Annotated in this window: 19 protein-coding genes; 10 read left to right on the top strand and 9 right to left on the bottom strand. The window is 33.3% G+C overall.

The window, feature by feature from the left end; all coding sequences use genetic code 11:
- Positions 1-82 precede the first annotated feature (82 nt).
- The gene (locus DK508_RS06350; RefSeq protein WP_109299902.1) at positions 83-619 is read right to left on the bottom strand and encodes a DUF3575 domain-containing protein; all 537 of its coding nucleotides are present in this window, start codon (positions 617-619) and stop codon (positions 83-85) included.
- Between the two features lie 180 nt (positions 620-799).
- Here DK508_RS06350 and kdsA point away from each other — a divergent pair, with 180 nt between their 5' ends.
- Positions 800-1,618, top strand: a complete 819-nt coding sequence (kdsA, locus tag DK508_RS06345) for a 3-deoxy-8-phosphooctulonate synthase (RefSeq protein ID WP_109299901.1) — start codon at positions 800-802, stop codon at positions 1,616-1,618.
- On the opposite strand, the gene DK508_RS06340 is transcribed toward kdsA, so the two are convergent.
- Positions 1,605-1,967 carry a DUF1801 domain-containing protein gene (locus DK508_RS06340; RefSeq protein WP_109299900.1) on the bottom strand — a complete coding sequence of 121 codons (363 nt, stop codon included), beginning with the start codon at positions 1,965-1,967 and terminating at the stop codon, positions 1,605-1,607. The genes kdsA and DK508_RS06340 overlap by 14 nt on opposite strands.
- Before the next feature lie 58 nt (positions 1,968-2,025).
- On the opposite strand from DK508_RS06340, the gene DK508_RS06335 reads away from it, so the two are divergent.
- The 7 genes from DK508_RS06335 to DK508_RS06305 all read left to right on the top strand — a co-directional run bounded on the left by DK508_RS06335 (position 2,026) and on the right by DK508_RS06305 (position 7,573).
- Positions 2,026-3,513: a carboxypeptidase-like regulatory domain-containing protein gene (locus DK508_RS06335; RefSeq protein ID WP_109299899.1), complete on the top strand. Its 1,488-nt coding sequence runs from the start codon at positions 2,026-2,028 to the stop codon at positions 3,511-3,513.
- 130 nt (positions 3,514-3,643) lie between these two features.
- Entirely contained in the window at positions 3,644-4,249 is a 606-nt protein-coding gene (locus DK508_RS06330) for a hypothetical protein (protein WP_109299898.1), read from the top strand.
- Between the two features lie 43 nt (positions 4,250-4,292).
- Positions 4,293-4,586 (top strand): transcriptional regulator, encoded by a 294-nt coding sequence (locus DK508_RS06325; protein ID WP_109299897.1) that lies wholly within the window; start codon positions 4,293-4,295, stop codon positions 4,584-4,586.
- A gap of 57 nt (positions 4,587-4,643) precedes the next feature.
- A complete protein-coding gene (locus tag DK508_RS06320) occupies positions 4,644-4,958 on the top strand; it encodes a hypothetical protein (protein ID WP_109299896.1) in 315 nt (104 codons plus the stop codon).
- Entirely contained in the window at positions 4,958-5,602 is a 645-nt protein-coding gene (locus tag DK508_RS06315) for a DUF1361 domain-containing protein (RefSeq protein WP_109299895.1), read from the top strand. The genes DK508_RS06320 and DK508_RS06315 overlap by 1 nt, the downstream gene beginning before the upstream one ends.
- 32 nt (positions 5,603-5,634) lie before the next feature.
- Positions 5,635-6,990 carry a cell envelope integrity protein CreD gene (creD, locus tag DK508_RS06310; RefSeq protein WP_109299894.1) on the top strand — a complete coding sequence of 452 codons (1,356 nt, stop codon included), beginning with the start codon at positions 5,635-5,637 and terminating at the stop codon, positions 6,988-6,990.
- An 85-nt stretch (positions 6,991-7,075) separates the two neighbouring features.
- Positions 7,076-7,573 (top strand): DUF192 domain-containing protein, encoded by a 498-nt coding sequence (locus DK508_RS06305; RefSeq protein ID WP_109299893.1) that lies wholly within the window; start codon positions 7,076-7,078, stop codon positions 7,571-7,573.
- A 73-nt stretch (positions 7,574-7,646) separates the two neighbouring features.
- Here DK508_RS06305 and DK508_RS06300 read toward each other — a convergent pair whose 3' ends face one another.
- The 4 genes from DK508_RS06300 to mdh all read right to left on the bottom strand — a co-directional run bounded on the left by DK508_RS06300 (position 7,647) and on the right by mdh (position 16,597).
- Entirely contained in the window at positions 7,647-11,336 is a 3,690-nt protein-coding gene (locus tag DK508_RS06300; protein ID WP_109299892.1) for a starch-binding protein, read from the bottom strand.
- Positions 11,337-11,793: 457 nt separating this feature from the next.
- Complete coding sequence (gene secDF, locus DK508_RS06295; protein WP_109299891.1) at positions 11,794-14,811, bottom strand: protein translocase subunit SecDF; 3,018 nt, start codon at positions 14,809-14,811, stop codon at positions 11,794-11,796.
- A gap of 169 nt (positions 14,812-14,980) precedes the next feature.
- Positions 14,981-15,598, bottom strand: coding sequence for a hypothetical protein (locus DK508_RS06290; protein WP_109299890.1), 618 nt, complete (start codon positions 15,596-15,598; stop codon positions 14,981-14,983).
- Positions 15,599-15,670: 72 nt separating this feature from the next.
- Entirely contained in the window at positions 15,671-16,597 is a 927-nt protein-coding gene (gene mdh, locus DK508_RS06285; protein ID WP_109299889.1) for a malate dehydrogenase, read from the bottom strand.
- 167 nt (positions 16,598-16,764) lie between these two features.
- Here mdh and DK508_RS06280 point away from each other — a divergent pair, with 167 nt between their 5' ends.
- Positions 16,765-19,470, top strand: a complete 2,706-nt coding sequence (locus tag DK508_RS06280) for a pitrilysin family protein (RefSeq protein ID WP_109299888.1) — start codon at positions 16,765-16,767, stop codon at positions 19,468-19,470.
- Positions 19,471-19,545: 75 nt separating this feature from the next.
- Here DK508_RS06280 and DK508_RS06275 read toward each other — a convergent pair whose 3' ends face one another.
- The 3 genes from DK508_RS06275 to gyrB form a co-directional block, all read right to left on the bottom strand.
- The gene (locus tag DK508_RS06275) at positions 19,546-20,547 is read right to left on the bottom strand and encodes a DUF6588 family protein (RefSeq protein ID WP_109299887.1); all 1,002 of its coding nucleotides are present in this window, start codon (positions 20,545-20,547) and stop codon (positions 19,546-19,548) included.
- Between the two features lie 141 nt (positions 20,548-20,688).
- The gene (locus DK508_RS06270) at positions 20,689-22,587 is read right to left on the bottom strand and encodes a PQQ-binding-like beta-propeller repeat protein (RefSeq protein WP_109299886.1); all 1,899 of its coding nucleotides are present in this window, start codon (positions 22,585-22,587) and stop codon (positions 20,689-20,691) included.
- A 251-nt stretch (positions 22,588-22,838) separates the two neighbouring features.
- The gene (gene gyrB / locus DK508_RS06265; RefSeq protein WP_109299885.1) at positions 22,839-24,776 is read right to left on the bottom strand and encodes a DNA topoisomerase (ATP-hydrolyzing) subunit B; all 1,938 of its coding nucleotides are present in this window, start codon (positions 24,774-24,776) and stop codon (positions 22,839-22,841) included.
- A gap of 499 nt (positions 24,777-25,275) precedes the next feature.
- Here gyrB and DK508_RS06260 point away from each other — a divergent pair, with 499 nt between their 5' ends.
- A complete protein-coding gene (locus DK508_RS06260; protein ID WP_109299884.1) occupies positions 25,276-26,442 on the top strand; it encodes a M12 family metallopeptidase in 1,167 nt (388 codons plus the stop codon).
- The last annotated feature ends 95 nt before the right edge of the window (positions 26,443-26,537 follow it).

Here is a 26,537-nt window from a genome sequence, read left to right as displayed (position 1 = left end):
AATAAAAAAGCTTTATAATCCAGTTTACAAAACCTTCATATAAAGCCATTTATTCTAGGTATTAAATTTTAGACCAAATAGGCTACCTACCAAATGCCCATCCTAATCTAAAACCAACTATAGGTGCAACAAATGAATCATTCTCATTAAATGTATAACCTACTCCTAGTTCTAGGCCCAAGTTAAACCCCGAATCATACGTTCGTTGAAAACCCCACACTGGGCCTACATGTCCTATATAATCTGTTGCTAGTTCCAAATCCCCTATTATTGGATCACCAGTAGCCAAAAATGTGGTCAAGGCAATATAATCCCCTGAGTTTCCTGAAGTGTTTTTTCCTTGACGAGCTCGTTTTTCAAAATTAAAATAGTATCGATATGCTCCTTCAAAAGTTAAAAACACACCAAAATCTTCAGTATTATTAGATTTAACATAAGCCAATCCTGTTCCTAACCTGAAGTCTAACGTAGCATTTTTACTTACTCCAACCTCATACTCTAGTCCTGGAGTAAGTAATAAATTTGCTTTAAACATATGGTCCTCTACCCCATTTGTTGTGTTTTGAGCGGATATTAATGTTGCACTCAAAACAAAAATTACTGTAATAATATTCTTCATCTTACTATATTTTGTGTTTTCTTTTAATGATGACGAATCAATTTATCTGCACACGTAACTACTAAATAAAAATATTTTTTTTTAGATTTAAATAGTCATATTGATTTCACGTATTATAAATCAGGATAATAATGCTTCTAACACTAAAAAGCATTATTTTTGCTTTTTTAAAAAACACATATGGATCTTTCTAATATCAAAAACTTAAAACATCTTGATGCTGATAATTTCTTTCTTCTAGCTGGACCATGTGCCATAGAAGGAGAAGAAATGGCTTTAAAAATAGCCGAAAAAGTAGTAGAGATCACATCGAAACTAAAAATACCTTATGTTTTTAAAGGGTCTTTTAAAAAGGCAAATCGCAGTCGTATAGATAGTTTCACAGGAATTGGAAATGAAAAAGCCTTAAAAATATTACGTAAAGTTGGAGAAACTTTTGAAATACCAACAGTAACCGATATTCATGAAAATGAAGATGCAGCTATGGCCGCAGCCTATGTTGATATTCTACAAATCCCTGCTTTTTTAGTACGTCAAACTGATCTTGTAGTGGCTGCTGCCAAAACAGGTAAAACGGTCAATTTAAAGAAAGGACAATTTATGAGTCCTGAAGCCATGCAACATGCAGTTAAAAAAGTAAAAGATAGTGGTAATAACAACACCATGATTACGGATAGAGGAACCATGTTTGGATATCAAGATATGATCGTGGATTTTAGAGGTATTCCTACCATGAAACAATATGGTACTACGGTACTGGATGTAACGCACTCATTGCAACAACCTAATCAGTCTAGTGGTGTTACTGGAGGCCGACCAGATATGATAGAAACTATAGCGCGAGCTGGAGTTGTTACTGGTGTAGATGGTTTATTTATGGAAACACATTTTGACCCTGCTAATGCCAAAAGTGACGGTGCCAACATGTTACATCTTGACCATTTAGAAAACTTATTGAGTAATCTAGTCGCTATTCGACAAACGGTTAACCAGTTATAAACTTTTCGTTTCTATACCTATAGGCTTGTTCTAGAATTTCGATAAGCATTTGATCATTGATGTCTTCTAAAATTCGATAACGAAGGGATTTTACATACTTTCTTTTATCAGATTCTAGTTGCTCTAGATATTTGGTGAAATATTGCGCATTCCAGAAACCTACATCCACATACCCTCTAGTGACGTTGAGATAGCAAACAGGACTTTTACCTACATAATAAAAAGGTACTTTCCATTTAAATAGTAAATCTACATCAGGAAGCGTAGTTTCTATAAGCACTTGTAAATGCAACATGATAGTCTTGTAAGGTTCAGGTTGCTTAAGGATGTATTCCTCTGCTGGGTTCATAAAAATTACCTATTTTTAAGAGATCAATGAAATTCTCATTACAAGATATTTATTCCTAATGAAATCGCAAAACTGTAAAGTTTTTATCACATTACTTATTTATTTCGCTCTGTTTGGAATTACAAAACTCATTGCTCAAGAAAAACCATCTAACGGTATTATCTACATTGAGGCTACTGTATTAGATAAAGAAACCAAAGCCCCTCTTCCATTTACTAATATTATAATAGAAAACACATCTATTGGTACAATGACCAACGAAGAAGGTAAATTTGAATTAACTATTAGCAAAGACTACATTTCTTCAAATGTAATTTTTTCATTTGTTGGATACCAAAACACTTCCATCTCAGTTAAGAATTTTAAAAACCCTGAAAAGCTAATTTTTTTACAGGCCTCTTCGACCTCTCTTGATGAAATAATTGTTAAGGTCAAAAATAAATATAAAGAACTTATTGATAAGGCAATTACTTTAATTCCTGATAATTATTCTCAAGAAAATGTATATCTAGAAACCTATTATAGAGAACTCACCAAAATTGATAATAGTTATACCAAATTTATTGATGCAGCAAGCACTGTTTACTATTCAGCATATGACAGTTCTTATGACCCTGAAGTCTCTAAATACGATTATATGCAATTTAAAAGGTTAGAATATGGTATCAAAAAAGTTCCTCTTCCCGAACCAAAAGATTTTGTTGCAGATACCAGAGATCAGGCTAAAATTGTTGCTTTGCGTAAAAGTAATAACCTACAGAAATATAAAATATTGAATCAATCCAAAAAGCTACAAGCTATTGATTCTACAGATTTAAAGTGGTTAGAAAACAATGAAATTGGAGGAGGTCCATTGAGACTAACTGGGGCAGATAAGATAAAACGTAGAGCAGACTTCTTTAATCCTAAAATAAATAGTAGTTATCTTTTTACATTATTTGGTAGGAGCACATATAATAACAAACCTGTATATATTATTTCATTCGCCCCAAAAGATTCATTACAGACTAAAGCAGTATATAAAGGTGAAATTGTAATCGATGAACAAAGCAAAGCCATTATCTCATATCAATATCAACTCACCAAAAAAGCAAAGAAAAAACTTAACCAAAGGTTTGCGGCACAATTGAAAACACCTGAAAGTATTGAAAAAAAGAGCAAAAAAACTTTCATTTCTAGAACAACAAGTCTTATGGATTACAAAATATATGTTACTTTCTCTAAGTATAAAGGAAAATGGTATTTAAAAAGAATAAAGAGCAATAACACCTACAAAAATACAGGTGATCTTTTTGAGGCATACTCCATCAATACCGAATCTGAAATTATTATAAATGCCGTTGAGTTAAATAACGTTAGTAAATTCCCTACTCCTAACATATTCGAAAGTACTTTTTCCAACCCTTTATCGAATCACAAATTGAATTATAATCAGAATTTTTGGAAAGAGTACAGCGCACTGGTTCCAACTGGTGTTGTTGGAAAAGCTTTAGAAGATCTTGAGTCTAAAAGTACATTACAAGAACAGTTTGAAGAAAAGCAATAAAAACACTTCGTATCTCTTACACAAGAGAATATAAATTATATAAAAAAGTTATTATTTCGGGGATTGATTTAAAAATAAATTTGTTCAATTCGAAATTTTAATTTTACTTTGTAATTCAAAGTACTTTACAATGAGCACAGAAGAATACTTAAAAGACATAACCGAGATCAAGGACATGATGAGCAAATCGTCACGTTTTTTCTCCCTTAGTGGTTTATCGGGTATTATGGCCGGTATTTATGCCCTTATCGGTGCAGCGGTAGCCTATTATTTGGTAAGTATTAGTGGTAGAGCATATCTTATTCTTGATGGCCAAATATTTAGGTATATCTTACTCGATTTGATAGTAGTTGCGTTACTAAGCGTGATTACTGCAATTATCTTGAGTATGCGAAAAGCAAAAAAAAATGACGAAACTTTATGGACCGGTGCTTCTAGAAGATTACTTATCGCCTTCTTAATACCACTAGTTACTGGTGGCATTTACATTATGATAAAGATTTTTACTCATCATTATGGGCTTACGGGCTCATTAATGCTTATTTTTTATGGGTTAGCCTTGGTTAATGCATCCAAATACACAATAGGTAACGTTAAATATCTAGGGTATATCGAAATAGCACTAGGTTTGATTTGTGCCGTATTTCCGGGATATGGATTCTGGTTTTGGGTTTTAGGTTTTGGAGTAATGCATATTATATATGGCAGCCTTATTTATTTTAAACACGATAGATAAGCATAATTAATTAACCCACTTTTACATTAGTAGTGCGGCACTCATGAAAAATATAATAGGAAATATAAATAAAGCTTTTGATCATCGTATTCGATTAGGTATCATGTCTGTATTGATGGTTAATGAATTTGCAGATTTCAAGATGTTAAAAGAACTTTTAGGTGCAACAGATGGTAATTTAGCAAGTCACACTAAAGCTTTGGAAAAAGAAGAATATATTATTGTAGAAAAATCATTTATTGGTAGAAAACCAAATACTAGATACAGTACAACAAAAAAAGGACGAGAAGCATTTAAAAAACATGTAGAAGCTATAGAAAAACTATTAAAACAATAACACTATTTTTTTATCATTTTTACTTTGAAATTCAAAGTACTTTTAAATATTTAATTCATGAAAATTTTTCAACCCATTAATCAAAAAGCATTGTTTATAGCTACAGTTAGTTTCCTTTTAGGAACCATATTATTGCTTTCGTTTTTAATCTTACAATCCAACACATTTCTGGATATAGGTCTATTTTATGTTATAATCGCATTTGTATTTAATACGATCACTCTTATTGGACTTATCATAAATTCGATTATTAACTATCAGTATTACAAAGAAAATCTTATCACTATCTCACTTTTTTTACTCAATATCCCGATTACTATTGGATATATAGTGCTTATCCAGATTAATCCTTTAAAAAATATTATTGTCTAATGGATACGATTTACAAACAATTACCATTTATAAAAGGTATTACAGCTTCTATAGGTTTTGGACTTATATTATTACTTATTCGAATTATCAAAACAGACTCTACTTATTATCTGTTTTTGGTTTGGAATTTATTTTTGGCTTGTATTCCTTATGCCGTTGTTACTTTTCTAAGCTTAGGTAAAACAAATCGCTTTATTTTTTGGATAGGTTTTATTATTTGGTTGGTTTTCTTACCAAATTCACCTTATATCTTAACCGATTTACAACATATTAGACTAAGTACATTACAATCTGTTTGGTTTGATGTACTTCTAATTTTATCCTTTGCCATTAACGGTATGATCCTAGGTTTTGCCTCTTTATGGATGATGCAAAAATTACTTCATAAGCGATTTTCTAATAAAACAACTCAAATTCTTACGTATATGATTCTACTATTATGTGGGTTCGGGATATATATGGGTAGAGTGTTACGATGGAATAGTTGGGATATTCTGCAAAACCCGATGGGGATTTTATCAGATATCCTAAAGAGAATTTTATTTCCTCTGCAACACATAAACACATGGGCTTTCACCATTGGGTTTGGTGGTTTTTTAATCATCACCTATAGATTAATACAACATTATCAAGAAAAGAAATAATTAAACAATACAAATACAACAAATTTTATATTATGGAAACTCCAAAACAAAAAAAGTCCTTTGGGCAATGGCTAAAAACCTCAATAACTGTTCGAATGTTAATGGTAGGAATACTCATTTTAGTATTATTAATCCCATTATCCTATATTAAAAATCTCATACAAGAACGTTCTTTTAGACAAGTAGAAGTTGTAAAGGAGATCAACCAAAAATGGGGAAATGAAGTATTACTATACGGCCCCATATTAAAGGTCCCTTATCAAAGGCACAATGTAAAAAAGAGTTGGGATGATAAAACCAAATCCTACATAGAAGAAGATCTAATTACCGTACAATATGCATATTTTTTCCCAAACACTTTGGACATAAAAACTAATATAGAATCCGAAACCCTGGGAAGAAGTATTTATGAATCTGTAGTTTATACAGCAGATTTGAAAATCAAAGGTTCTTTTACAATTCCTAATTTTGAAACCATAGATATTCTTGAAGAAGATATTTTATGGAACAAAGTTACGGTAATAATCAATTCGACAAACCTAAAAGGGATTAGAAGCAATCTAGAATTAAACATAGGTAAGGAGCAGTATCCTTTGCGATCAAAATATACTCAAAACTCGTATACGAATACACTTGAAACCAAATTCATCAAAGAAGCTTCTTTACCCAAAGAAAACTCAATCAACTTTGATTTAGACCTTATCATCAATGGTAGTGAGCAGCTACGCTTTATACCTGTAGGTAGAGAGACCACAGTTGCTATGACATCAAACTGGGCATCTCCAAGTTTTAATGGTAACTATTTACCAAATACAAAAACCAAAGAAATATCTAAAAACGGTTTTAAAGCCAACTGGAAAGTGTTACAAATCAACAGAGAGTTTGAACAAGAATTCTTTGGTGAGTTACCCCAAATTGATTCCTCTGCTTTTGGAGTAAAGCTACTGATTCCTGTAGATGAGTATCAAAAAAGTGAACGCGCAACAAAATATGGATACTTGGTTATTGCACTTACTTTTTTGGTGTTTTTTTTAATACAAACCATAAGTAAAATAAATATTCATCCTTTTCAGTATTTAATGATAGGACTGGCACTCACCATGTTTTATACCCTCTTGATTTCTATATCAGAACATTCAAGTTTCTTAAAGGCGTATATTATAGCAGGAGTCTCTGTCGTCATATTAATCTCAATGTACTCTAAGGCCATATTAAAAAGTTTAAAGTTTATGAGTTTTATTGCAATTTCCCTGGCAGCGCTATATACCTTTATTTTTGTGATCATTCAATTAGAAAACTACGCACTTCTGGTAGGTAGTATTGGGTTATTTTTGATCTTAGGAACGATCATGATGGTATCTCGAAAAATAGATTGGAAAAACGATTAAGAAGTTAATTATTTTAAAACCCTCATTTCAAATTTTTGAAGTGCGGGTTTTTTATATACTTTTAGTTCGTTATAAACCTAAACCAATGAAAAGAATCATTTATAGCGGAATAATTATCTGTAGTACTCTACAGTTATTTTCTTGCAAAACAGACACAAAAAATAATCAAAACCTGGTTAAAGAAGTTACTTTTACTAAAGAAGGAGAACTTTCTTTATTTAACACTAATGACTCTATTACCTCTCTAATTACCAAATTAGATATAGAAATTGCCGATGATGATTATCAAATTCAAACGGGGCTCATGTATCGCAAATCTATGCAGTCAGACCGAGGAATGCTTTTTATTTTCCCTAATGAATCACCGCATTCTTTTTACATGAAGAATACAGAGTTTCCTCTAGACATTATTTTTATAAATGAAAAATACAAAGTCGTAAGTATCCAAAAAAATGCTCAACCTCTTGACGAAAGCTCATTACCATCTGAAGGACCTGCAAAATATGTGCTGGAAGTAAATGCGAAATTATCCGACTCATGGAATCTTAAAAAAGGAGATTCTATCTCTTTTACCAAAAAGTAACTGATATAATATTTAAATCCCTTAAAACCTAAATTTTAAGGGATTTGTTATTTTCAAAAATATATCAGATTGATTATTTTAATACCTTGACTACTTTATTAATTTTTTTATTATAAAATTTCACAAAATACATTCCTTTTGCTACATCTAAAGGTATAGATATTTTACCATCTTTTATCGTAACTTTATTAGAATAATATAAAGCTCCTTTAATATCTCTTACCGAAATATGAAGTGAATCGACCTCACCCACAAGATTAAAGTGTATTGTATTCTTAAAAGGATTAGGATAGGGAGCTGAGATTTGTAAAACATCATCTGTATTTGTGGATTTATTCAATGGATTATCAACCCAGCCATTATCATACCAACCTTCTCCACAGATTTGTAAGTCCTCTGTTTGTTGCGCTCCATTAGTACTAAAAATAACATTTGCACAAGTTACACCAGGTAATGTATATTCATACCAGCCATCTCCATTAGCATCAGTCATCTCAACCCCTGGCCATGTTGTTGTTACTACCGCAGGAGAAGTTTCCCAAAAATACAACGTAACCGTACTCCAATTTGTAGTACTGTTATTATAACGTATTACCAAGTTATCATTGGATACATCGCCAGGACATGCTGTGGGACAGGTATCATACCACAAATTAGTAGATTGATCATACCATCCTTTTGTACTTCTTGACAAATCATCTGATTGTGCTCCGTTATTGTTATTATTAAATACAACTCCCACATTTCCTCCTTCTTCTATTAAGAAAGAATACCATTGAGATGATGCCTCTCTACTCATTGATTTCCCTGGCCAACTCCATCCCGGTAAAGGTTGGTTCGTATCTGTATTAAATAAGTATACATAGACATCACTCCAATTAGCTACATTTCTATAGTAAATCTTATACGATTGCACTTCATTGATTTCATATTCTTCAGATACTACATTAGACTGACCAGAACTATTATAGGCTATTGCCCTAAGCGAAGTATCAGATGTAAAAGTTAATTCATTATCGTACACATCACTAGAATTTGAGGGTACTGTACCATTAGTAGTATAATAAATAATTCCTTGATTTGTTGTGGTCAAATTTACAGAAACGCTGCCTTCATAAGATCCACCAGCTGGGGATACAGATAACTCTGGTAATCCCAATACTCCTGGACAATCTGAAGGGCATTCGTTATACCAAGTATTTTCTGAATACACAAACCAACCTTCAAAATTACGAAATTGATTATCCGATTGTTGTCCAGAGCCATTGGCAAAGACCAACCCTACTTCAACCCCTTCATCAATTGTATATACATACCAAGGAGAATCTTGTTCCTTGGCCATCAATCGACCTGGCCAACTCCAACCAGATAATGGAACATCATTATTTTTATCATACGCATATACATAAACATTATTCCAGTTCGAGGTATTTTTAAAATACACCTGATAAGAAGGCAAACTCCCAAAAGTATAGTTTCTTGTCGTTAATTCAGATATGTTTCCATCCTGATCATATGCAATAACTTTTAACGTAATAGGATCACTATTACTATTCCCTATATCAAAAGGCAAGGTGTATACATCACTTCCTGTATTGGGGTCAGAACCATCTAAAGTATAATATACCGTAACCTCATCATTATCTGCTGTTGTGGTTGCCTCAATAACTACTTCAATTGTATCATCAAAATTGCCAGAGTCAGGAGTTACAGAAACTGTTACTTCATCACTACTATTAAATTCTCCAACAAAAACGTGCTGTATTGGAGTTTTAAATATATTTCCTTTGGTATCAACTACCTCGACATAATAATCTACCAATACATTTGATAACCCTTTAATCTCTGCATAACACAAATCAGCAATAGCAGTAGGCTCTATAAACAAATCTATTTCTGGATCTTGTGTTACATTTCCTTTAGGAAACTGTTTTTGAGTCATCGACACACTACTCCATGCACTCACTCCTTCACCACCTGCATAGGTATCATTTATAGCATCAGAAACTGGGTTATTACCATCATTATCTGTTCGATATTTTAACTCTACTGAAGCCAACCCACTAACATCATAAGCGAATGTCCATACATGAAAATCTGAAGAATTTTGCACCTCTTGATACGCATAAATCGGTCCAAAACCTTTGCCTCCAGGATTGTATGGAAAACGTTGTGGAATAAATACTGAAGGAGGTGTGTTATCATCACTAGGTGTAGTGCCAATTTCATTGATTGCATGTTCTATAGCAATATTACCGGCCAAGGTTTGTTTGACCTCCATGTCTATCGCTTTACCATAGTACATGTATCCACTTGTTAATGAAGGAAGGAAAAAATGCCAGGCTTTTTCAGCATTCGAAGCTCCGAATGAAGGATCTATAACTTTTGCTATATCTACTCCCCCGCTCTTATCTTCTGCCGTGAGCACATAATTTTCGGCAGCAGTAATTACCGCCCAATTCCTTGCATCTTCTGTCCAACCATCTGGATTAAATCTATAGTTGGTTGTATCATATAAAGGCCATAACCAATTTATAAATTGAGGATGCCCCCAATCATTTGCCGCATTAACCCAAGAACCATCTTCTACCCTAACGATATCGTTTTCTGGTACTGGATATGAGTTCAAAAATTGCTGAATTGTTGTTGGATCGTATCCTTTTGAAGCTGCTTCATTTGCAAAACCAGGAACAGATTCTTGATAATAACTATCACCACCACCCCAAGCATTGTCACCATCATGAGCCAAAAGCACAATAGAAGGTTGACTAGTATTGCTAAAAGGAGTAATATTAGCATCAATTTCTCCTGTACCCATAGAACTAAATCCATTTTGATAGCTCAATAAATCTGCCATTGGTACAACATCCATTTTAAAAGCTTGTCCCGTCTCTGGGTCAATATATTGTGCTTTGTGAGCCTGATAACAATAAGGAGCTGCAAATGTACCTCCTCGACCATCAATCTGACCTTTCCACCAATTTTGTCCATTAGTGGCTACTTTGTCGGCTGCATTTGGTGGATCTATATTGACACCAGATGTACCATAATCTAGTGGATAGTCATTTAATGTTCTTGATAAATGACTATTGGCTACAACGGACCACTGAAAACCTTCTTCGACCAAAACTTTTATTATTCTTTCTGAAAAAGAACACTCTGCCGGCCAGAATCCCTTAGAGTATGAGCCTCCAAAAGTTTGTGTCGAAATATATTTATGTGTTTTAAGCTCCATTCGTAAAGCACGTTCACTAATTAATGGAGCCAAAGCGTGATGAAAAGTAAATCCTGTAAGATCCATTCGTGGTTGTCCTCCTGAAGTTTTCCAATTTTTGGCTTCGATAAAGTCATTTTGCCATCCTTGGTTATAACCCCAAACCCCAGCATTTGCAAGACTATTAACATTTTCGATCAAACATCCCGAATAATTTACTTGAGCACCTCCATTTGGTAAACCCAATAATCGCTGTACCGAGTTTTTAGGTCCATATTGATAAGCCTTGACTCTATCATACTTCCCAAAAATTTCTTCTAGATTGTTTAATGGGTGACTTATCCCATCATCATAAATATTCCAAGAATCTCCCGAGGTTTTTAAATTATGAGATTCTAAAACCGTTTGATAACGATTAGGGTTTTCTTTACTCCTTTCTGGCCAATAATTTGGTTGTTGCATGTGCCATAAATAGGACGTGTGAACTTGCTGAGCCATTATTCCCGAATACAGAAATAATAGCAATAAAAATAAGTTAGTGTTTTTCATGAATCTTGTGTTAAAATATATACATGTTACATACTGCAACTGCAGTATTTATATATTCCTAAAACAAAATCACTTACCCAAAGAGTTTCCCTGTATCTCTTATAATCATACTACGAATTGTATACCTTAATGCAAACAAAAAAAATGGTTGTGACGTATTTCTTTCTTAGTGAAGAAAAAGGTTAAATCACTTCAATTTTTTATAGTATTCTCAAATGTAGGGAATTACAAATGCTATATGAATAAGGAAAAACAGCTCAAACGATTTCGTGTTAACAAAAAACTCTATTTTCTCTATTAAATTAACTCAAACTCTTAAAAAGTTATGCATAACACAAACATTTAACATCATGTATATTAATTTCTATACAAAATAATTCTTCTTCTGTAGGAATAGAAAAAGCCGTATTCTTAATTAGAATACGGCTTTTATCTATATTAATTTAGTAAACTAAATTTACTCTTCTTCTTTCTTAGTCTTTTCTTTTAGACCAACTTTACTTACCGTATCATGCATGATTGGTGTTGCAATAAATAACGAAGAATACGTACCCACTAACACACCAATAATTAGAGAGAACATAAACCCTCTTAAAGGTGCAGCAAATATAAAGATTGCTACAAGTACTAATAACGTAGTTAACGAGGTATTTAATGTACGACTCAATGTGCTATTTAACGCCCCATTTACATTTTTATCTAATGGCCATGTAGTATGTTCCTTGAAAAACTCTCTAATTCTATCAAATACTACCACGGTATCATTTAATGAATACCCAATAACCGTAAGTATCGCTGCAATAAATGCTTGATCAATTTCCATGTTAAATGGCATAAATTTCCAGGTTAATGAGAATACTCCAAGCACTACAAGTACATCATGGAATACAGCCGCAACAGCACCCAAACTAAACTGCCATTTTCTAAATCTAAATAAGATATATAAGAACACTACGATCAGTGATCCTAATACAGACCAGAAAGCTGCTTGTTTAATATCATCGGCAATGGTAGGCCCAACTTTCATAGAAGACATGATACCTACCTGTTTATCTTCATCACCATTTGCAAATTGATCATATGTTAATCCATCTGTCAAATAAGGTTTTAAGGCTTCAAACAATTTATTAGAAATTTCGGTATCGACAGCCGCTCCAGTTTCATTTACTTTATACTTCGTTGTAATTTTTAACTGGTTATTTGTAGATAATGTTTTTGCCTGAGCACTTCCAAATACGGCTACAAGGTCATTTTCTACAGTGGTAGGAACAACATCCTTCGCAAAACGAACGGTATATGTTCTACCTCCAACAAAATCAACACCATAATCCAGGTTATTGGTAAATAAAGACCCAACACCTGCCAAAATAATAACTCCAGAAATGACGTATGCTATTTTTCTCTTTTTCAAGAAATCTATATTCACATTCTTAAATAAATTTTTAGTCATTCCGGTAGAAAATGCAAGTTCTTTTCCATTTTTACCATATCCATCAATAAACAATCTCGTTACAAAAATGGCTGTAAACAATGAAGTAAGAATACCTATTAATAATGTAGTAGCAAAACCTTTAATAGGACCTGTACCAATAGTTAATAATATTAAACCTGTAAGACCAGTAGTAATGTTAGCATCCAGAATAGAAGATAATGCATTATTAAATCCATCTTTGATCGCATCAGCTTGAGATTTTCCTTTTGCCAATTCTTCTCTAATTCTCTCAAATATTAACACGTTTGCATCCACAGACATACCAATCGTAAGTACAATACCCGCGATACCAGGAAGTGTTAATACCGCTTTTAAACCGGCTAATACTCCAAAAATAAATAAGATATTCACTACTAATGCCACATCAGCAAAAGCACCAGCTTTACCGTAGTAGAATATCATCCATATCAAGATCAGTACTAATGCGATCGCAAAAGACATAGCACCACTATCGATAGCTTCCTGCCCTAATGATGGCCCAACAATTTCATCCTGGATAATATCTGCTGATGCAGGCAACTTACCAGCTCTTAATACATTCGCTAAATCCTGTCCTTCTTCGATAGAAAAATCACCAGTAATCTCACTTCTTCCACCGCCAATTGCTCCTGTAGTAACTCCTGGAGCCGAATACACGATATCATCAAGAACAATTGCTATTTGACTTCTTTGACTAAATGCACGACCAGTCATTTCTTCCCATTTCTTTGCTCCTTTACCATCCATTTGCATGGTAACAGTAACTTTACCTACTTGATTATACTCTTGTCTCGCATCAGTAATCACACCACCACTCAATTCTGGATTATTATCGCGATTACCTTTAATAGCGTATAAATCTATAATTTCAGAATCTTTCACAGGCTTACCCCATGCAAATTTTACGTAACGCAATTCTTGTGGCAATAAAGCTCTTACTTCTGGATCATTAAGGTATGCCATCATTTGATCAGCATTCTTCTTTTCTACAGAAAGAATTACTGGACCACCTTGTCCACCTTGCTGAGCCATTAAATCAAATATTGGGTTTACTTGAGTCTCGACAGCTGTAGAATCTTCAGCATCTTCTAATAAATCATCAACCACAGAATCGGCATCAGATTTTAAAGAATCTACTTGAGTAGAATCTGTTACTATTTCAGTAACCTCATCAGTTTCAGAATTTACTTCTTTTACTTTATCTAATCTTTCTTTTATCGCATTATTTGCAGAAAACAAGAAAGGAAAAATCTCTTCAGCTTTATACACATCCCAAAACTCTAGTTGAGCTGTACTTTGTAATAGTGCTTTTACTCTAGTTACATCTTTGGCTCCTGGTAATTCTACCAAGATACGTCCTGATTCTCCCAAACGTTGAATGTTTGGTTGTGTTACCCCGAATTTATCAATACGCTTACGTAATACTTCGAAAGCTGAAGTTACAGATTCGTCAATTTTTCTTCTTAAAATAGGTTTAACAACATCATTGGTCATTTCATAAGTGATATCATCACTTAGGTTCTTATTTGCAAAAATATCAGGTGAAGCTAACTTCGCATCTGGTATTTTCTCAAACTCCGTAAAAAAGTCTTCGATATAATTATTCTGACTATTCTTCTGAACCTCATCTGCAGCCAGCAATGCTTGATTAAATGCTGGATCTTTTGAATTATTAGCAAGTCCTTCTAAAATATCTTTTACTGAGATCTGAAGAATAACATTTATTCCCCCTTTAAGGTCAAGACCTTTATTAAGTTCTTTGTCTTTGGCATCATTATAAGTAATACCGGCAAAAATTTCTTCTTTACCTATAGAATCCAGATATGCTCCTTCGGCTACTTCTCGTAACTTAGAATAATCTTCAACACTCTCTGGGTATTTTTGCTGAGCATACGTTTCAGCTTCTTTTTCTTTTGTGTATGTTAAGTATGTATACGATAATTGGTAAACACATACCAATCCAAATAAAATCGCAAAAACTCTAACAAGTCCTTTATTTTGCATTATCTATTTATTTTTGGTCAAATCCTTAAAAAGTGAGTGAACTCAATTCACCCTTGACTTGACAATTATTATTTAAAATTATCTTATTAAATTTTATCGTTTTAACGATAAAGAACATTTCTAAAATGTAATTAATCTAGGAATCTTTTTGAAAGCTCTATATTCCCAATTAAGAAATTGGTCCCGCTCTCACTTCAGGAATTTTATACGAAGTATTATCTATTGCAATTGCAATATTTGCATATATTTTTTGAGTAGTTTTTATGAGATTATCTATCTCATGAACATTAAATACAGAAACTAAACTATAAGAATTTGAATTAAAATTTCTTTTTTGTTTTTGTTCTACGTTTAATACATAAACACCATTAAAGTCAACATCTGTACTTTTTTGGATTTCATAAACATCAAAATTGTAATCTTTAGGATTTTTATCAAAAGGAAATTGGCTATCATCCTTTTGGTTTTGATCATAAACAACATGATCAAGAGCTAAATGATGTTCTTTAGAAAGTATTCTTTTTATAAATGCTACATCGGCATCGCTGTAGTAAGCAATTTTAAGCTTACCATTTTTTAATTCTCTTGATATTTTGGTGTTTTTAACCCCTATAGATTGTAATTGCTTTTTTACAATCGCAATTGTTTTTTGGGCTTCTAATGAAGTTACCTCAACATCAACAAACTCTAATACAATTTCTTGATTAGGCACAACGGTTTGCTGTTGCATTACAACAAGTAATGCAAACGCAGTTAATAAAATCCCGAAGTACCATTTTTTCTTCATGCGGCAAATATAAAAAAATAAAAGCTGCGTTATGCAGCTTTTATTGTAAATATTATAAAGTTTGGAAATGTATTACAACTCCAACAATCCATTTGTTTTCTTAACACCTTCTGCGCTCTCTGCTAGTTTTGCTTTTTCTGCATCACTAAGCTCGATTTCAACGATCTTTTCAATTCCGTTTCTACCTAAAACAACAGGTGCACCTATACATAAGTCATTTAATCCATATTCGCCCTCTAATAATGTAGAGCAAGGAAAAATTTTCTTTTGATCACATGCAATAGCCTGTACAAGACCAGAAACTGCTGCTCCTGGAGCATACCATGCCGATGTTCCTAACAATTTTGTTAAGGTAGCTCCTCCAACTTTAGTATCTGCAGCAACTTGTTCTAATCTATCGTTTGATATATATTGTGAAACTGGCACACTATTTCTAGTAGCTAGTCTAGTTAATGGCACCATTCCTTTATCACTATGTCCACCAATCACCATTCCGTCAACATCAGAAATAGGCGCCCCTAAAGCTTCTGCTAATCTGTATTTAAAACGAGCGCTATCCAAAGCTCCACCCATTCCTATAATTCTATTTTTAGGTAAATCTGTAGTTTTATGTACCAAATAGGTCATCGTATCCATTGGGTTACTCACCACAATAATTATTGCATTAGGAGAGTGCTCAATTAAACTAGAAGAAACAGATTTAACAATACCTGCGTTTATTCCAATTAGCTCTTCGCGAGTCATTCCTGGTTTACGAGGTATTCCTGAAGTAATTACAGCAATATCGCTCCCAGCCGTCTTAGAATAATCTCCTGTAGTTCCTGTAATTTTAGTATCAAAACCATTTAAAGATGCAGTTTGCATAAGGTCCATTGCTTTACCTTCTGCATACCCGTCTTTAATATCTAACAACACTACTTCTGAAGCAAAATCCTTTATGGCTATATACTCAGCACAACTTGCGCCTACCGCACCAGCTCCTACTACTGTAACTTTCATTTTATATATTTTTGAATGTGATTAAAAAACTTATTTGTCCCGCGAAAATACAAATTCTAGGATTATTTTATGCTATAAAAAGAATATATAAGAATATTGTAACATGATTACAATATTAGCGTCATTTAATTTTGTAATTTTCACATTAATCACACAAATCAATAACTATGTTAAAAAAAGTAATTGCTTTGGTATTATTATTTGTAGTAAGCTTTAGTTATGCCACAGATAATGATCCAAAAAAAATCACTTCTGTTGAAGGAATCACAGAATATCAATTAGATAATGGCCTGAAAGTGTTATTGTTTCCAGACAAATCTGTGCAAACAATCACTGTAAATGTTACTTATCTAGTTGGATCCAGACACGAAGGTTATGGAGAAACGGGAATGGCTCACTTATTAGAACATCTAGTTTTTAAAGGGTCTCCAAAACATAAAGACATACCAAAAGAATTATCATCTCATGGGGCTCGCCCAAACGGAACCACCTGGTACGATCGTACTAATTATTTCGAAACATTTTCAGCTAATGCCGAAAATTTAGATTGGGCTTTGGATATGGAAGCAGATAGAATGGTAAATTCTTTTATTTCTAAGGAAGATCTTGAATCAGAATTTTCTGTAGTTAGAAATGAATTTGAAAGTGGAGAAAACCAACCGGCAGGTATTTTACTAGAACGTGTTTTGGCTACTTCGTACATCTGGCATAATTATGGAAACACTACTATTGGAGCTAAATCTGATATAGAAAAAGTGCCTATTGATAATTTAAAAGCTTTTTATACAAAATATTATCAACCAGACAATGCCATTCTTCTAGTGGCTGGAAACTTTGATCCCGAAAAAACATTAAAGTTAGTGCAGACAAAATTTGGAATCATTACCAAACCCTCTCGAAAATTACAACAAACGCATACGGATGAACCGGCACAAGATGGAGAACGTGTTGTTCATTTAAAAAGAGTTGGTGATGCTAAACATTTTGGTATGGCATATCATATGCCTTCTGGTGCTCATGCAGATCATCCACCACTGAGCATTTTGGAAGAAATCCTTACCGATGCTCCTTCAGGAAGATTGTATAAAGCATTAATTGAGAGTAAAAAAGGTACAGGAATGTGGAGTTTCATGCCTTTCTTAAAAGAACCTGGGTTTTTATATATTAATGTAGATGCTCTTAAAGAGAAAAGTCTTGACGATATTTATACTGCTTCTGGAGATGTACTAGGAAATTTAACTAAACAACCTATTACTCAAAAAGAATTGGATAACGCCAAAAACAAAATTCTTAAAAATATTGATCAGGCTATCAGGAATTCTGAGAGACTAGGCCTTTTCTTAAGTGAATATATTGCCGCCGGAGATTGGAGATTAATCTTCTTATATAGAGATGCTATAGAAAAAGTTACTCTTGAAGATGTGCAACGCGTAGCATCAACTTATTTTAAGGATTCTAACAGAACAATCGGGTATTTTACTCCAGAAAAAGAAGCTGATCGTGTTGAAATACCGGCCTCTCCGGATATCTCTGCTTTGGTCGCTAACTACAAAGGTAGGGCTGCAGTTGCCGAAGGTGAAGACTTTGACAATTCATATGACAATATCACCAAAAGAACATTTATAGGTAAACTAGATAGTGGTATAGAATATGCATTAATTCCTAAAAAAACTAGAGGAAATACAGTACAAGCTTCTTTAGTATTACGTTTTGGAGATGAAAATTCTTTAAAAAACAAAAGAGTCGCTGCATCATATACAGCTAGAATGTTAAATAAAGGAACCAAAGATAAGAACAGAGAACAGATAGAATCTGAGCTGGATAAACTTAAGTCATCTGTTCGTATTTCTGGTTCTAGCAACAGATTATTAGCAGATATCACGAGTACTAAAGAAAATTTTATAGCTACACTTAATTTGGTGTCTGAAATGTTAAAGAAACCTTCTTTTGATGAGAATGAATTTTCTAAGCTAATTGCAGAATCATTATCTGGTATCGAGCAATCTAAAAGTGACCCTATTGCTTTGGCACAGAAAAAAATGACCCAAGTAACAAATAACTACGAAAAAGACCACCCTTTCTACAACCCAACTTTTGAGGAACAGGAAGCAGAAATCAAAGCACTTACGATGGATGAATTAAAAGCTTACCACAAAGAATTTTATGGTGTAGCTTACGGGACTTTTTCAGTAATTGGAGATTTTGAAAAAACGGAAATAGAAGGTTGGTTACAAAAAGAATTAAATGATTGGAAATCAAATAACAAATATGAAAGAATCAGAATCATGTATTACGATTATCCAAAAGTTGATGAAAAAATTCTTACACCAGACAAAAAGAACGCTATTATTTTTGGAACCACTAATTTTAAATTAAAAGATAGTGATGACGATTATGCTGCAATGATTATTGGAAATACTATTCTTGGTGGAGGGTTCCTTAACTCTAGAATTGCAGATAGATTGAGACAAAAAGATGGATTAAGTTATGGAGCCGGATCATTTTTTAATGCAGGTTCTTTTGAGAGCAATGGGTCCTTAGGTTTTTACGCCATTTATGCACCTCAAAATCTTGAAAAAGTAGAACTAGGAGCTAAAGAAGAAGTTGCTAGGTTGATAAAAGATGGAATCACTGCTGAGGAATTGAAAAATGCTGTAAATGGATGGGTGCAGCAACAGAGCGTTTCTAGGTCAAAAGATGATGAATTAAGAAGAACATTGGGTTCTGATTTATACTTGGATAGAGACATGAAATTTCATGCAGATCTTGAAACAAAGGTCAAAAAACTTACGATTGAAGATGTAAATAATGTATTGAAAAAATATATTGATCCTAGTAAATTCTCGATCATAAAAGCTGGGGATTTTAAATAAACCTCCTTCTAAAACATAGCGCAAAAAAGCCTGGCATTATTACCAGGCTTTTTTTATATATAATACTTGATTCTTTTACCAACCAAAATTTAATCCTAAAGACAAATTATTATAATTCTGCAGTGTGTAATCCATATTTGCCTTAAAAACACCAAACTCAACCCGCGCTCCAACGGTAGCTTTTACCCCATTCGTTTTAGTTTTTACACTAATAGGATCTACTACGATATCTGAACTAAAAGGACCATTTTGAATTTGATAAGTTCCTAACAAATCTGCATCATTAGCACCAAAATAATACCCCAACCCACCATAAAAATTTAACACTGGCAATTTAGTAGAAACAATACCGGTGAGTAACCAAGAATTTGAGTTTAAACGTACTTCTTGATCAGAACCAGGAACAGCACTAGCGCCATCAAGGTCATAAAATCCCTTTACATTGGTATACCCCAATAAGGCCGAAAGTCTAAAAGGCCATCTTTTTAACGGAAAAATCCAATCCGTAAATTCATGCTGAAAAGCTACACCGTACAATTGAATTTCAGCATCTTCAACAGCTTTAATTCTTGGTAAATAACGAACTTTTATTTCTGTACTTTTAATTAAACCCATCGAAGCTTGAATAAAACCTCCTGGTATTGAATTTATTTCTGCATTACCTATCCCATCTGGTAAATTAACTTCTAACTCTCCTGCTCCTCCAGCATTAATGACCACCGTTAGATCTTCTTGATTTGTTCCCAAAGCAGATGCCACCGATTGACTTAATCGGCCATCTCTAAAAGAGATATCTGTATATTCTGCTACTCTAAATACAAACGATTGCTTATCCTCTCTTACAAAAGAAAGATTGCCTACTATTCCTACCTCAAAATGCCAAAGTTTTTTCGTTTGTGCCGTAGTATACCAACCATTAGACATATTGTTTATTAACGATTCTCCCGCAGGAGCAAAATAATCCTCACTAAATCTTTGAGCGTTTTCTATACCAATCTCAAGTATTTGATCAATATCTGTTTGAGAAAACGATGCATAGCTTAGAAAAAAGGTAAATAATAAAATGATTTTTTTCATGGATTTGGGTTTATAGGCATTGCAATATAAAAAAAAACGCTCAAACACTTTGAGTATTATACTTTTGGTAAATTTCTTGAATAAAAAAAGGATGCATCCATAAATGCATCCTTTTTTTATTATACTTAAATCTAATATTGATTATTTATAATCGAAAATATTAAGGTTTTTTCCTTTAGAATAAAAGATTCTTTTCTCCACTTGATCAACATGATATTGTGGTGAGTTGTCTTCAAAAGTAAATTTATCCTTTTCTTCACCAGCATCTTTTGTTACTTGTACTAAGAATTTAGTACCTGCATCATTTTTAGTGAAATAGAATGCATAATCCCTTGTATTTGCAGAACCATCATAACGATTAGGGTTGTATAGTGCAGAAGAAGCCATTTGCGCATACGCACCACCAACATATTGGTTAGCTCCTTTATTAGCTTGATTAAACCCTCCTGTTCCTGGTGCTCTTACTCCTGTAGTTGATTCAGCAATTCCAGAACCTACTCCAGCAGTCATATTGTATGCACCTGCAACTTGATAAGCAGCACCTGCAGCTTCTCCAACAACAGATAAAGCGTTTAATAGTTTACGACCTGTCTCTCCTGGCTGAGGATAATATTGTGTTTTCTTAACTTTTCCGTCCTTACCAACAATAGCATACTCCCAAGAACTACTTAAGAAATAATTATCTCCTCTTACTTCTAACCTATTAAAATCTTTATGCTTTTTAAGCTCAAGTTTTTGATTATTATCTTTCCCCCATCCTTTATCTGGGTTTAATAAGTATAGTTTTTTACCATCAAGAACAATTACGTTCTTTTCTTTTTCATCATATGCAATTCTCGTGTCTTCATCAACTCCAAATTTCCATATTGCCTTTTTTACACCATCTTCATAGTAAGAAATTCTATAAGGAGTAGCAATTATGCTTCCTTTGCTGTATGCAAACTCATCATAAGTATCTTCCTCTCCAACATCGGCTAAGAAATCATTTCCGTTAAACTGTGGTTTTTTCCAGATTTTCTTACCCACTTCATCAACCAATAACTTTCTAGCTCCATAATACACCATATATCCCTCTGCCACTTTTTCAACTTCATTGATTCTTCTTTTTTCAAAGTCTTTCTTCCAAAGTTTTTCACCAGTTTTATAGTCATAAAGACTACCCGCTTTTTCGTGCTTCACAAACATCTTTCCGTCCACCTCTTGCACAAACATAAATCCTTCGTCTAGTTTAAGTGGTTTTTTCCAGGCTTTACTACCATCTGCATTAAAAGCATAAATCTTATCTCCTAAGGCAACTAGTTTATTTAAATTCATTGTAATAGCAGCTCCCATCATCGATCCTAGACCACCTCCTGCAGCTTCTACAGCATAAAAAATATCTTTAGAAGGGTTAAGGTAAATTTTTCCGATTTTTTCTTCCTCATTAAGAATAACATTACCATCGGCACTATTAAGAATGAAAAAGTTAGAACCTAAAGAAAAAGCGATATTGTTATTTTTATCCACAACAAGGTTATCTAATGTACCTCTCTTTTTAAGAGTAAGATCTTTTTTCCACTTTACATCATTTGATTTTAAAGAAACTAAGAATGATTTATTTATTGTCTTCTCTTCTGTTGTACACTGGAAAATGAAAGATTCTAATTCAGGAATTATCTGAAAAGATTTAATTTTTTTATACCCTTCTTTTTCTTTATCAAGTATCACTTTACCGTCTCTAGTATCAATCAAAAGGTTTGAAACAATGATATACGGAGAGAAAGGAACCATTTCATAATTTGATTGATCTGATTGGATTGCTCCTCCTAAAAGAGAAATACGATCTCCTTTAACTTCCCAAATTTTTGTTCCCTTTTCTGCATCAATTCCGGCAACAGTTTTATCTGTTAATACGATTGGAACCGCAGAAAATTCATGAAAAAATAGTTCTTCTATTTTTCCATCAAAATTTACTTGCTTATCAGCACTACGCTGAGCAAAAATACCATTACAGGCTACTAAAAGAACCAGCAATGAAAGTTTAGATAGATTTAGCTTCATTTGTAATTAATTTAAATATTTAGGGATTTAATTTCGAGTTCAAATAAAAAGAAGTCCAAATACTTATATGTATAAGGCATCGCCTTATATATACAGTTACTAGAAGAATATTTCATCATACAATTCAGACTCCTTGTTTTCTTAGCTTTTTGTTAAGATTTTGCTAATTTATGTAAAAAAAAAGAACCTACCATATTTATGATAGATTCTTAATGTCTTTTTGAAATACATTTATTTATAAATCAACACTTTTAAGCATCGATATTAGCATATACTGCATTCTTTTCGATAAATTCTCTACGCGGTGGAACTTCATCTCCCATAAGCATTGAAAATATACGATCTGCTTCTGTAAGATTATCTATAGTTACCTGACGCATGGTTCTAAATTCTGGGTTCATTGTTGTATCCCATAATTGTTCTGCATTCATCTCTCCAAGACCCTTATATCGTTGTATTTTAGAATTTTCACCAAATTCTTTTACGATGATATCTCGCTGATCGTCATTCCAAGCATACTGCTTCTTAGCTCCTTTTTTCACTAAATATAGTGGTGGTGCAGCAATATATATATGTCCTGCTTCGATTAACTCTTTCATATAACGGAAAAAGAATGTTAATATCAAGGTAGAGATATGACTACCATCGACATCGGCATCACACATAATAACAATCTTATGGTAACGTAATTTTGAAAGGTTTAATGCTTTGCTATCCTCTTCGGTTCCTATGGTCACACCTAAGGCAGTAAAAATATTTTTGATTTCTTCATTTTCAAAAACCTTATGATGCATTGCTTTTTCAACATTCAAGATTTTTCCTCGTAATGGAAGAATAGCTTGAAACATACGATCACGACCTTGTTTTGCAGTTCCCCCTGCAGAATCTCCCTCGACAAGGAACACTTCGCATAATGCAGGATCTTGCTCTGAGCAATCCGATAGTTTACCTGGTAAACCACCTATACTCATAACCGACTTACGCTGTACCATCTCACGTGCTTTTTTGGCAGCATGACGGGCTTGAGCAGCAAGAATTACTTTTTGAACAATTGTCTTTGCATCATTAGGGTTTTCTTCAAGATAGTTTTCTAACATCTCAGAAACAGCTTGTGACACTGCCGAGGTTACATCTCTATTTCCTAATTTGGTTTTTGTTTGTCCTTCAAATTGTGGTTCCTGTACTTTTACAGAAATAATAGCAGTCAATCCTTCACGAAAATCGTCTCCAGCAATTTCAAACTTCAATTTATCCAACATCCCAGAGGCATCTGCATACTTTTTTAGTGTAGCGGTAAGTCCTCTTCTAAACCCAGAAAGGTGTGTTCCCCCTTCATGAGTATTAATATTATTTACGTAAGAGTGTAAATTCTCTGCATACGAATCATTATAAATCATTGCTACTTCTACAGGGATATTGTTTTTTTCTCCCTCCATAGCAATAACATCACCAATGATAGCACTACGACTCGTGTCTAAAAATCTTACAAATTCTTTTAATCCTTCTTCAGAATGAAAAGTTTCTGTAACATCTTTTCCTTCTTCATCTTGATGTCTTTTATCTGTAAGCGTAATTGTTATTCCTTTATTAAGGTATGCCAATTCTCTCAAACGACTTGCTAAAGTATCATAATTGTACTCTAAAGTTTGCTGAAAAATAGTTGGATCTGGTCTAAAAGTAACAATCGTTCCATTAAAATCTGTATCTCCTGTTGATTTTACAGGGTATAATGGTTTTCCTTTTTCATATTCTTGTTCCCATACTTTTCCATCTTTATGAACAGTAGCGTGTAAATGATCTGATAATGCATTCACACAAGAAACACCAACTCCATGAAGTCCTCCAGATACTTTATACGAATCCTTATCAAACTTACCTCCGGCACCAATCTTGGTCATTACTACTTCTAATGCAGAAACCCCCTCTTTTTTATGTATTCCCACCGGTATACCACGACCATTATCTCTAGTGGTAATAGAATTATCTTCATTTATGGTAACTTGTATAGAATCACAATATCCTGCTAATGCCTCATCAATAGAATTATCTACAACTTCATACACCAAATGATGTAATCCTCGAGACCCAACATCACCAATATACATTGATGGACGCATACGTACATGCTCCATTCCCTCGAGTGCCTGAATACTATCCGCTGAATAATCCTTCTTAGCTTCTTCGCTCATAAAACCCTTAATTAATTATTTTATTTTTTCGACAACAAACAAAGATAAAAAAACAGTAAAAGGATAAAAGTATTTTATCAAGGATGATTTAAAGAGTTATTAACAATTAGTTAAGATATAACCCTAGAAAAAGAAAAAACACTCTTAAAAACGATAAAAATAGCCTTAAACGGATTTTAGTTTAATTTCATAATTTATCTAATCTCTTAATAATGTGTCTTTAATATATAGTTCATTACAGCAATTTCTTACTCTTATTTCTCATTAAACTTAGTTTTACTACATTTATTTTCTTCGGAAAATTACTTCTATAAAACCTATCTTTTTTCATAAAAAAGCGCAATGGTTTATCTGAAAACACGTATTTAATCTACGGTTAATAACCAATTCCTTACGAATTATCATTCTTCACAATAAATAACTACTATTTAAAATACTTTTGACGTCGGTGATGTGTTAACTCACATCAAAAACAAACTCAAACTTTTAATTTAAAAAAATGAACACAAAAAATCTAATTAACCTCACAAAGGTGGCTGCGTTAAGCTTAGGGCTTTTTATGACTTCATGTGCTACTGAAGACTTTGAAGAGATTCCTGAAAGTACTGGAATTGAACTTGTAGAAAAATACTTTTTAGGAGAACTTATTAAAGTAGAAAATTTAGGAAATGGCATCTACGCAGATGGCGATATGCTTTTATCAGACGAACAATTAAGTGATTCTCCTAGTGAATTTGATAAAGACCCTATTCCGGGAGAAGATATTACGAAATTAGGATTAGCCAACGGAATTACAAAGTGGCCAAACAATACTATAATCTACGTTCTTGACGGAAGTTTGAGTAATAATCAAATTCAAGTAACTAGAAACTCTATGCAAGAATGGAGCTCTAAAACCAATATTAGGTTTAAAGAACGTACTAACGAAAACTACTATGTAACCATCGTAAACAATGGTGACAACTGTAATTGTGCTTCAGCAAATTTAGGAGTTATTGGAACAAGAGGTAGAATTAACATGGGAGTTAGAACTAGTGAAGTAGTTATGATTCATGAAATTGGCCATACTTTAGGGTATATTCATGAACAAACTCGTTCTGACAGAGATAATCATGTAAGGATTTTGTTCGAAAATATTCAAAACGGCGCAGAAAGTCAATTCAGAAAAAATAATAATGCTCGACTTATTGGTGATTTTGACATCAAATCTACAATGATGTATGGAGCTTTTACTTTTAGCAAAAACAGACAGCCCACAATTACACTTCTTGATGGTTCAACACACCCTAGAAGAAGACCAGAATTATCTGCTGGCGATATTGCAGGAACAAACCAAGTTTATCAGGCTGGTGATGGTGATGGCGGAGGTGATGGTGACGGAGGAACCAATGACACCTGTGAAGGTGTAGATGAATGGGTTAGAGGTCAACAATATAATGTAGGAGATAAGGTTACTTACAGAGGCTTCTTATACGAAAGAGATTTTACCAGATGGAATAGAATTCTTGAGTGTGATGCAACACCACAAGGAGATATTTGTGACGGAGTAAATCCTTATAGTCGAAACAATAGTTATTCTCCAGGAGATAAAGTTACATATAGAGGTTACTTATATGAATTACAAAGTAATTTTAGATGGTCTAATCAGGGCCAATGTGGTAATTAAACAAAATAATTCTTTAAAATTACTAAAAAGTCATAGTGTATGCTATGACTTTTTTATTATATAATAAAACCCTGAATAAATTTCATTCAGGGTTT

Origin of the sequence: Aquimarina sp. AU474, from assembly GCF_900312815.1 — a bacterium.
Taxonomy (GTDB): domain Bacteria; phylum Bacteroidota; class Bacteroidia; order Flavobacteriales; family Flavobacteriaceae; genus Aquimarina.
The sequence above is the reverse complement of the archived record's forward strand: the minus strand, read 5'-3'. Positions and strand labels throughout refer to the sequence as shown.

Excerpts from the sequence above, each read along its gene's own strand:
- DK508_RS06350 (WP_109299902.1), bottom strand. The coding sequence starts at position 619 with ATGAAGAATATTATTACAGTAATTTTTGTTTTGAGTGCAACATTAATA.
- kdsA (WP_109299901.1), top strand. The coding sequence starts at position 800 with ATGGATCTTTCTAATATCAAAAACTTAAAACATCTTGATGCTGATAAT.
- DK508_RS06340 (WP_109299900.1), bottom strand. The coding sequence starts at position 1,967 with ATGAACCCAGCAGAGGAATACATCCTTAAGCAACCTGAACCTTACAAG.
- DK508_RS06335 (WP_109299899.1), top strand. The coding sequence starts at position 2,026 with ATGAAATCGCAAAACTGTAAAGTTTTTATCACATTACTTATTTATTTC.
- DK508_RS06330 (WP_109299898.1), top strand. The coding sequence starts at position 3,644 with ATGAGCACAGAAGAATACTTAAAAGACATAACCGAGATCAAGGACATG.
- DK508_RS06325 (WP_109299897.1), top strand. The coding sequence starts at position 4,293 with ATGAAAAATATAATAGGAAATATAAATAAAGCTTTTGATCATCGTATT.
- DK508_RS06320 (WP_109299896.1), top strand. The coding sequence starts at position 4,644 with ATGAAAATTTTTCAACCCATTAATCAAAAAGCATTGTTTATAGCTACA.
- DK508_RS06315 (WP_109299895.1), top strand. The coding sequence starts at position 4,958 with ATGGATACGATTTACAAACAATTACCATTTATAAAAGGTATTACAGCT.
- creD (WP_109299894.1), top strand. The coding sequence starts at position 5,635 with ATGGAAACTCCAAAACAAAAAAAGTCCTTTGGGCAATGGCTAAAAACC.
- DK508_RS06305 (WP_109299893.1), top strand. The coding sequence starts at position 7,076 with ATGAAAAGAATCATTTATAGCGGAATAATTATCTGTAGTACTCTACAG.
- DK508_RS06300 (WP_109299892.1), bottom strand. The coding sequence starts at position 11,336 with ATGAAAAACACTAACTTATTTTTATTGCTATTATTTCTGTATTCGGGA.
- secDF (WP_109299891.1), bottom strand. The coding sequence starts at position 14,811 with ATGCAAAATAAAGGACTTGTTAGAGTTTTTGCGATTTTATTTGGATTG.
- DK508_RS06290 (WP_109299890.1), bottom strand. The coding sequence starts at position 15,598 with ATGAAGAAAAAATGGTACTTCGGGATTTTATTAACTGCGTTTGCATTA.
- mdh (WP_109299889.1), bottom strand. The coding sequence starts at position 16,597 with ATGAAAGTTACAGTAGTAGGAGCTGGTGCGGTAGGCGCAAGTTGTGCT.
- DK508_RS06280 (WP_109299888.1), top strand. The coding sequence starts at position 16,765 with ATGTTAAAAAAAGTAATTGCTTTGGTATTATTATTTGTAGTAAGCTTT.
- DK508_RS06275 (WP_109299887.1), bottom strand. The coding sequence starts at position 20,547 with ATGAAAAAAATCATTTTATTATTTACCTTTTTTCTAAGCTATGCATCG.
- DK508_RS06270 (WP_109299886.1), bottom strand. The coding sequence starts at position 22,587 with ATGAAGCTAAATCTATCTAAACTTTCATTGCTGGTTCTTTTAGTAGCC.
- gyrB (WP_109299885.1), bottom strand. The coding sequence starts at position 24,776 with ATGAGCGAAGAAGCTAAGAAGGATTATTCAGCGGATAGTATTCAGGCA.
- DK508_RS06260 (WP_109299884.1), top strand. The coding sequence starts at position 25,276 with ATGAACACAAAAAATCTAATTAACCTCACAAAGGTGGCTGCGTTAAGC.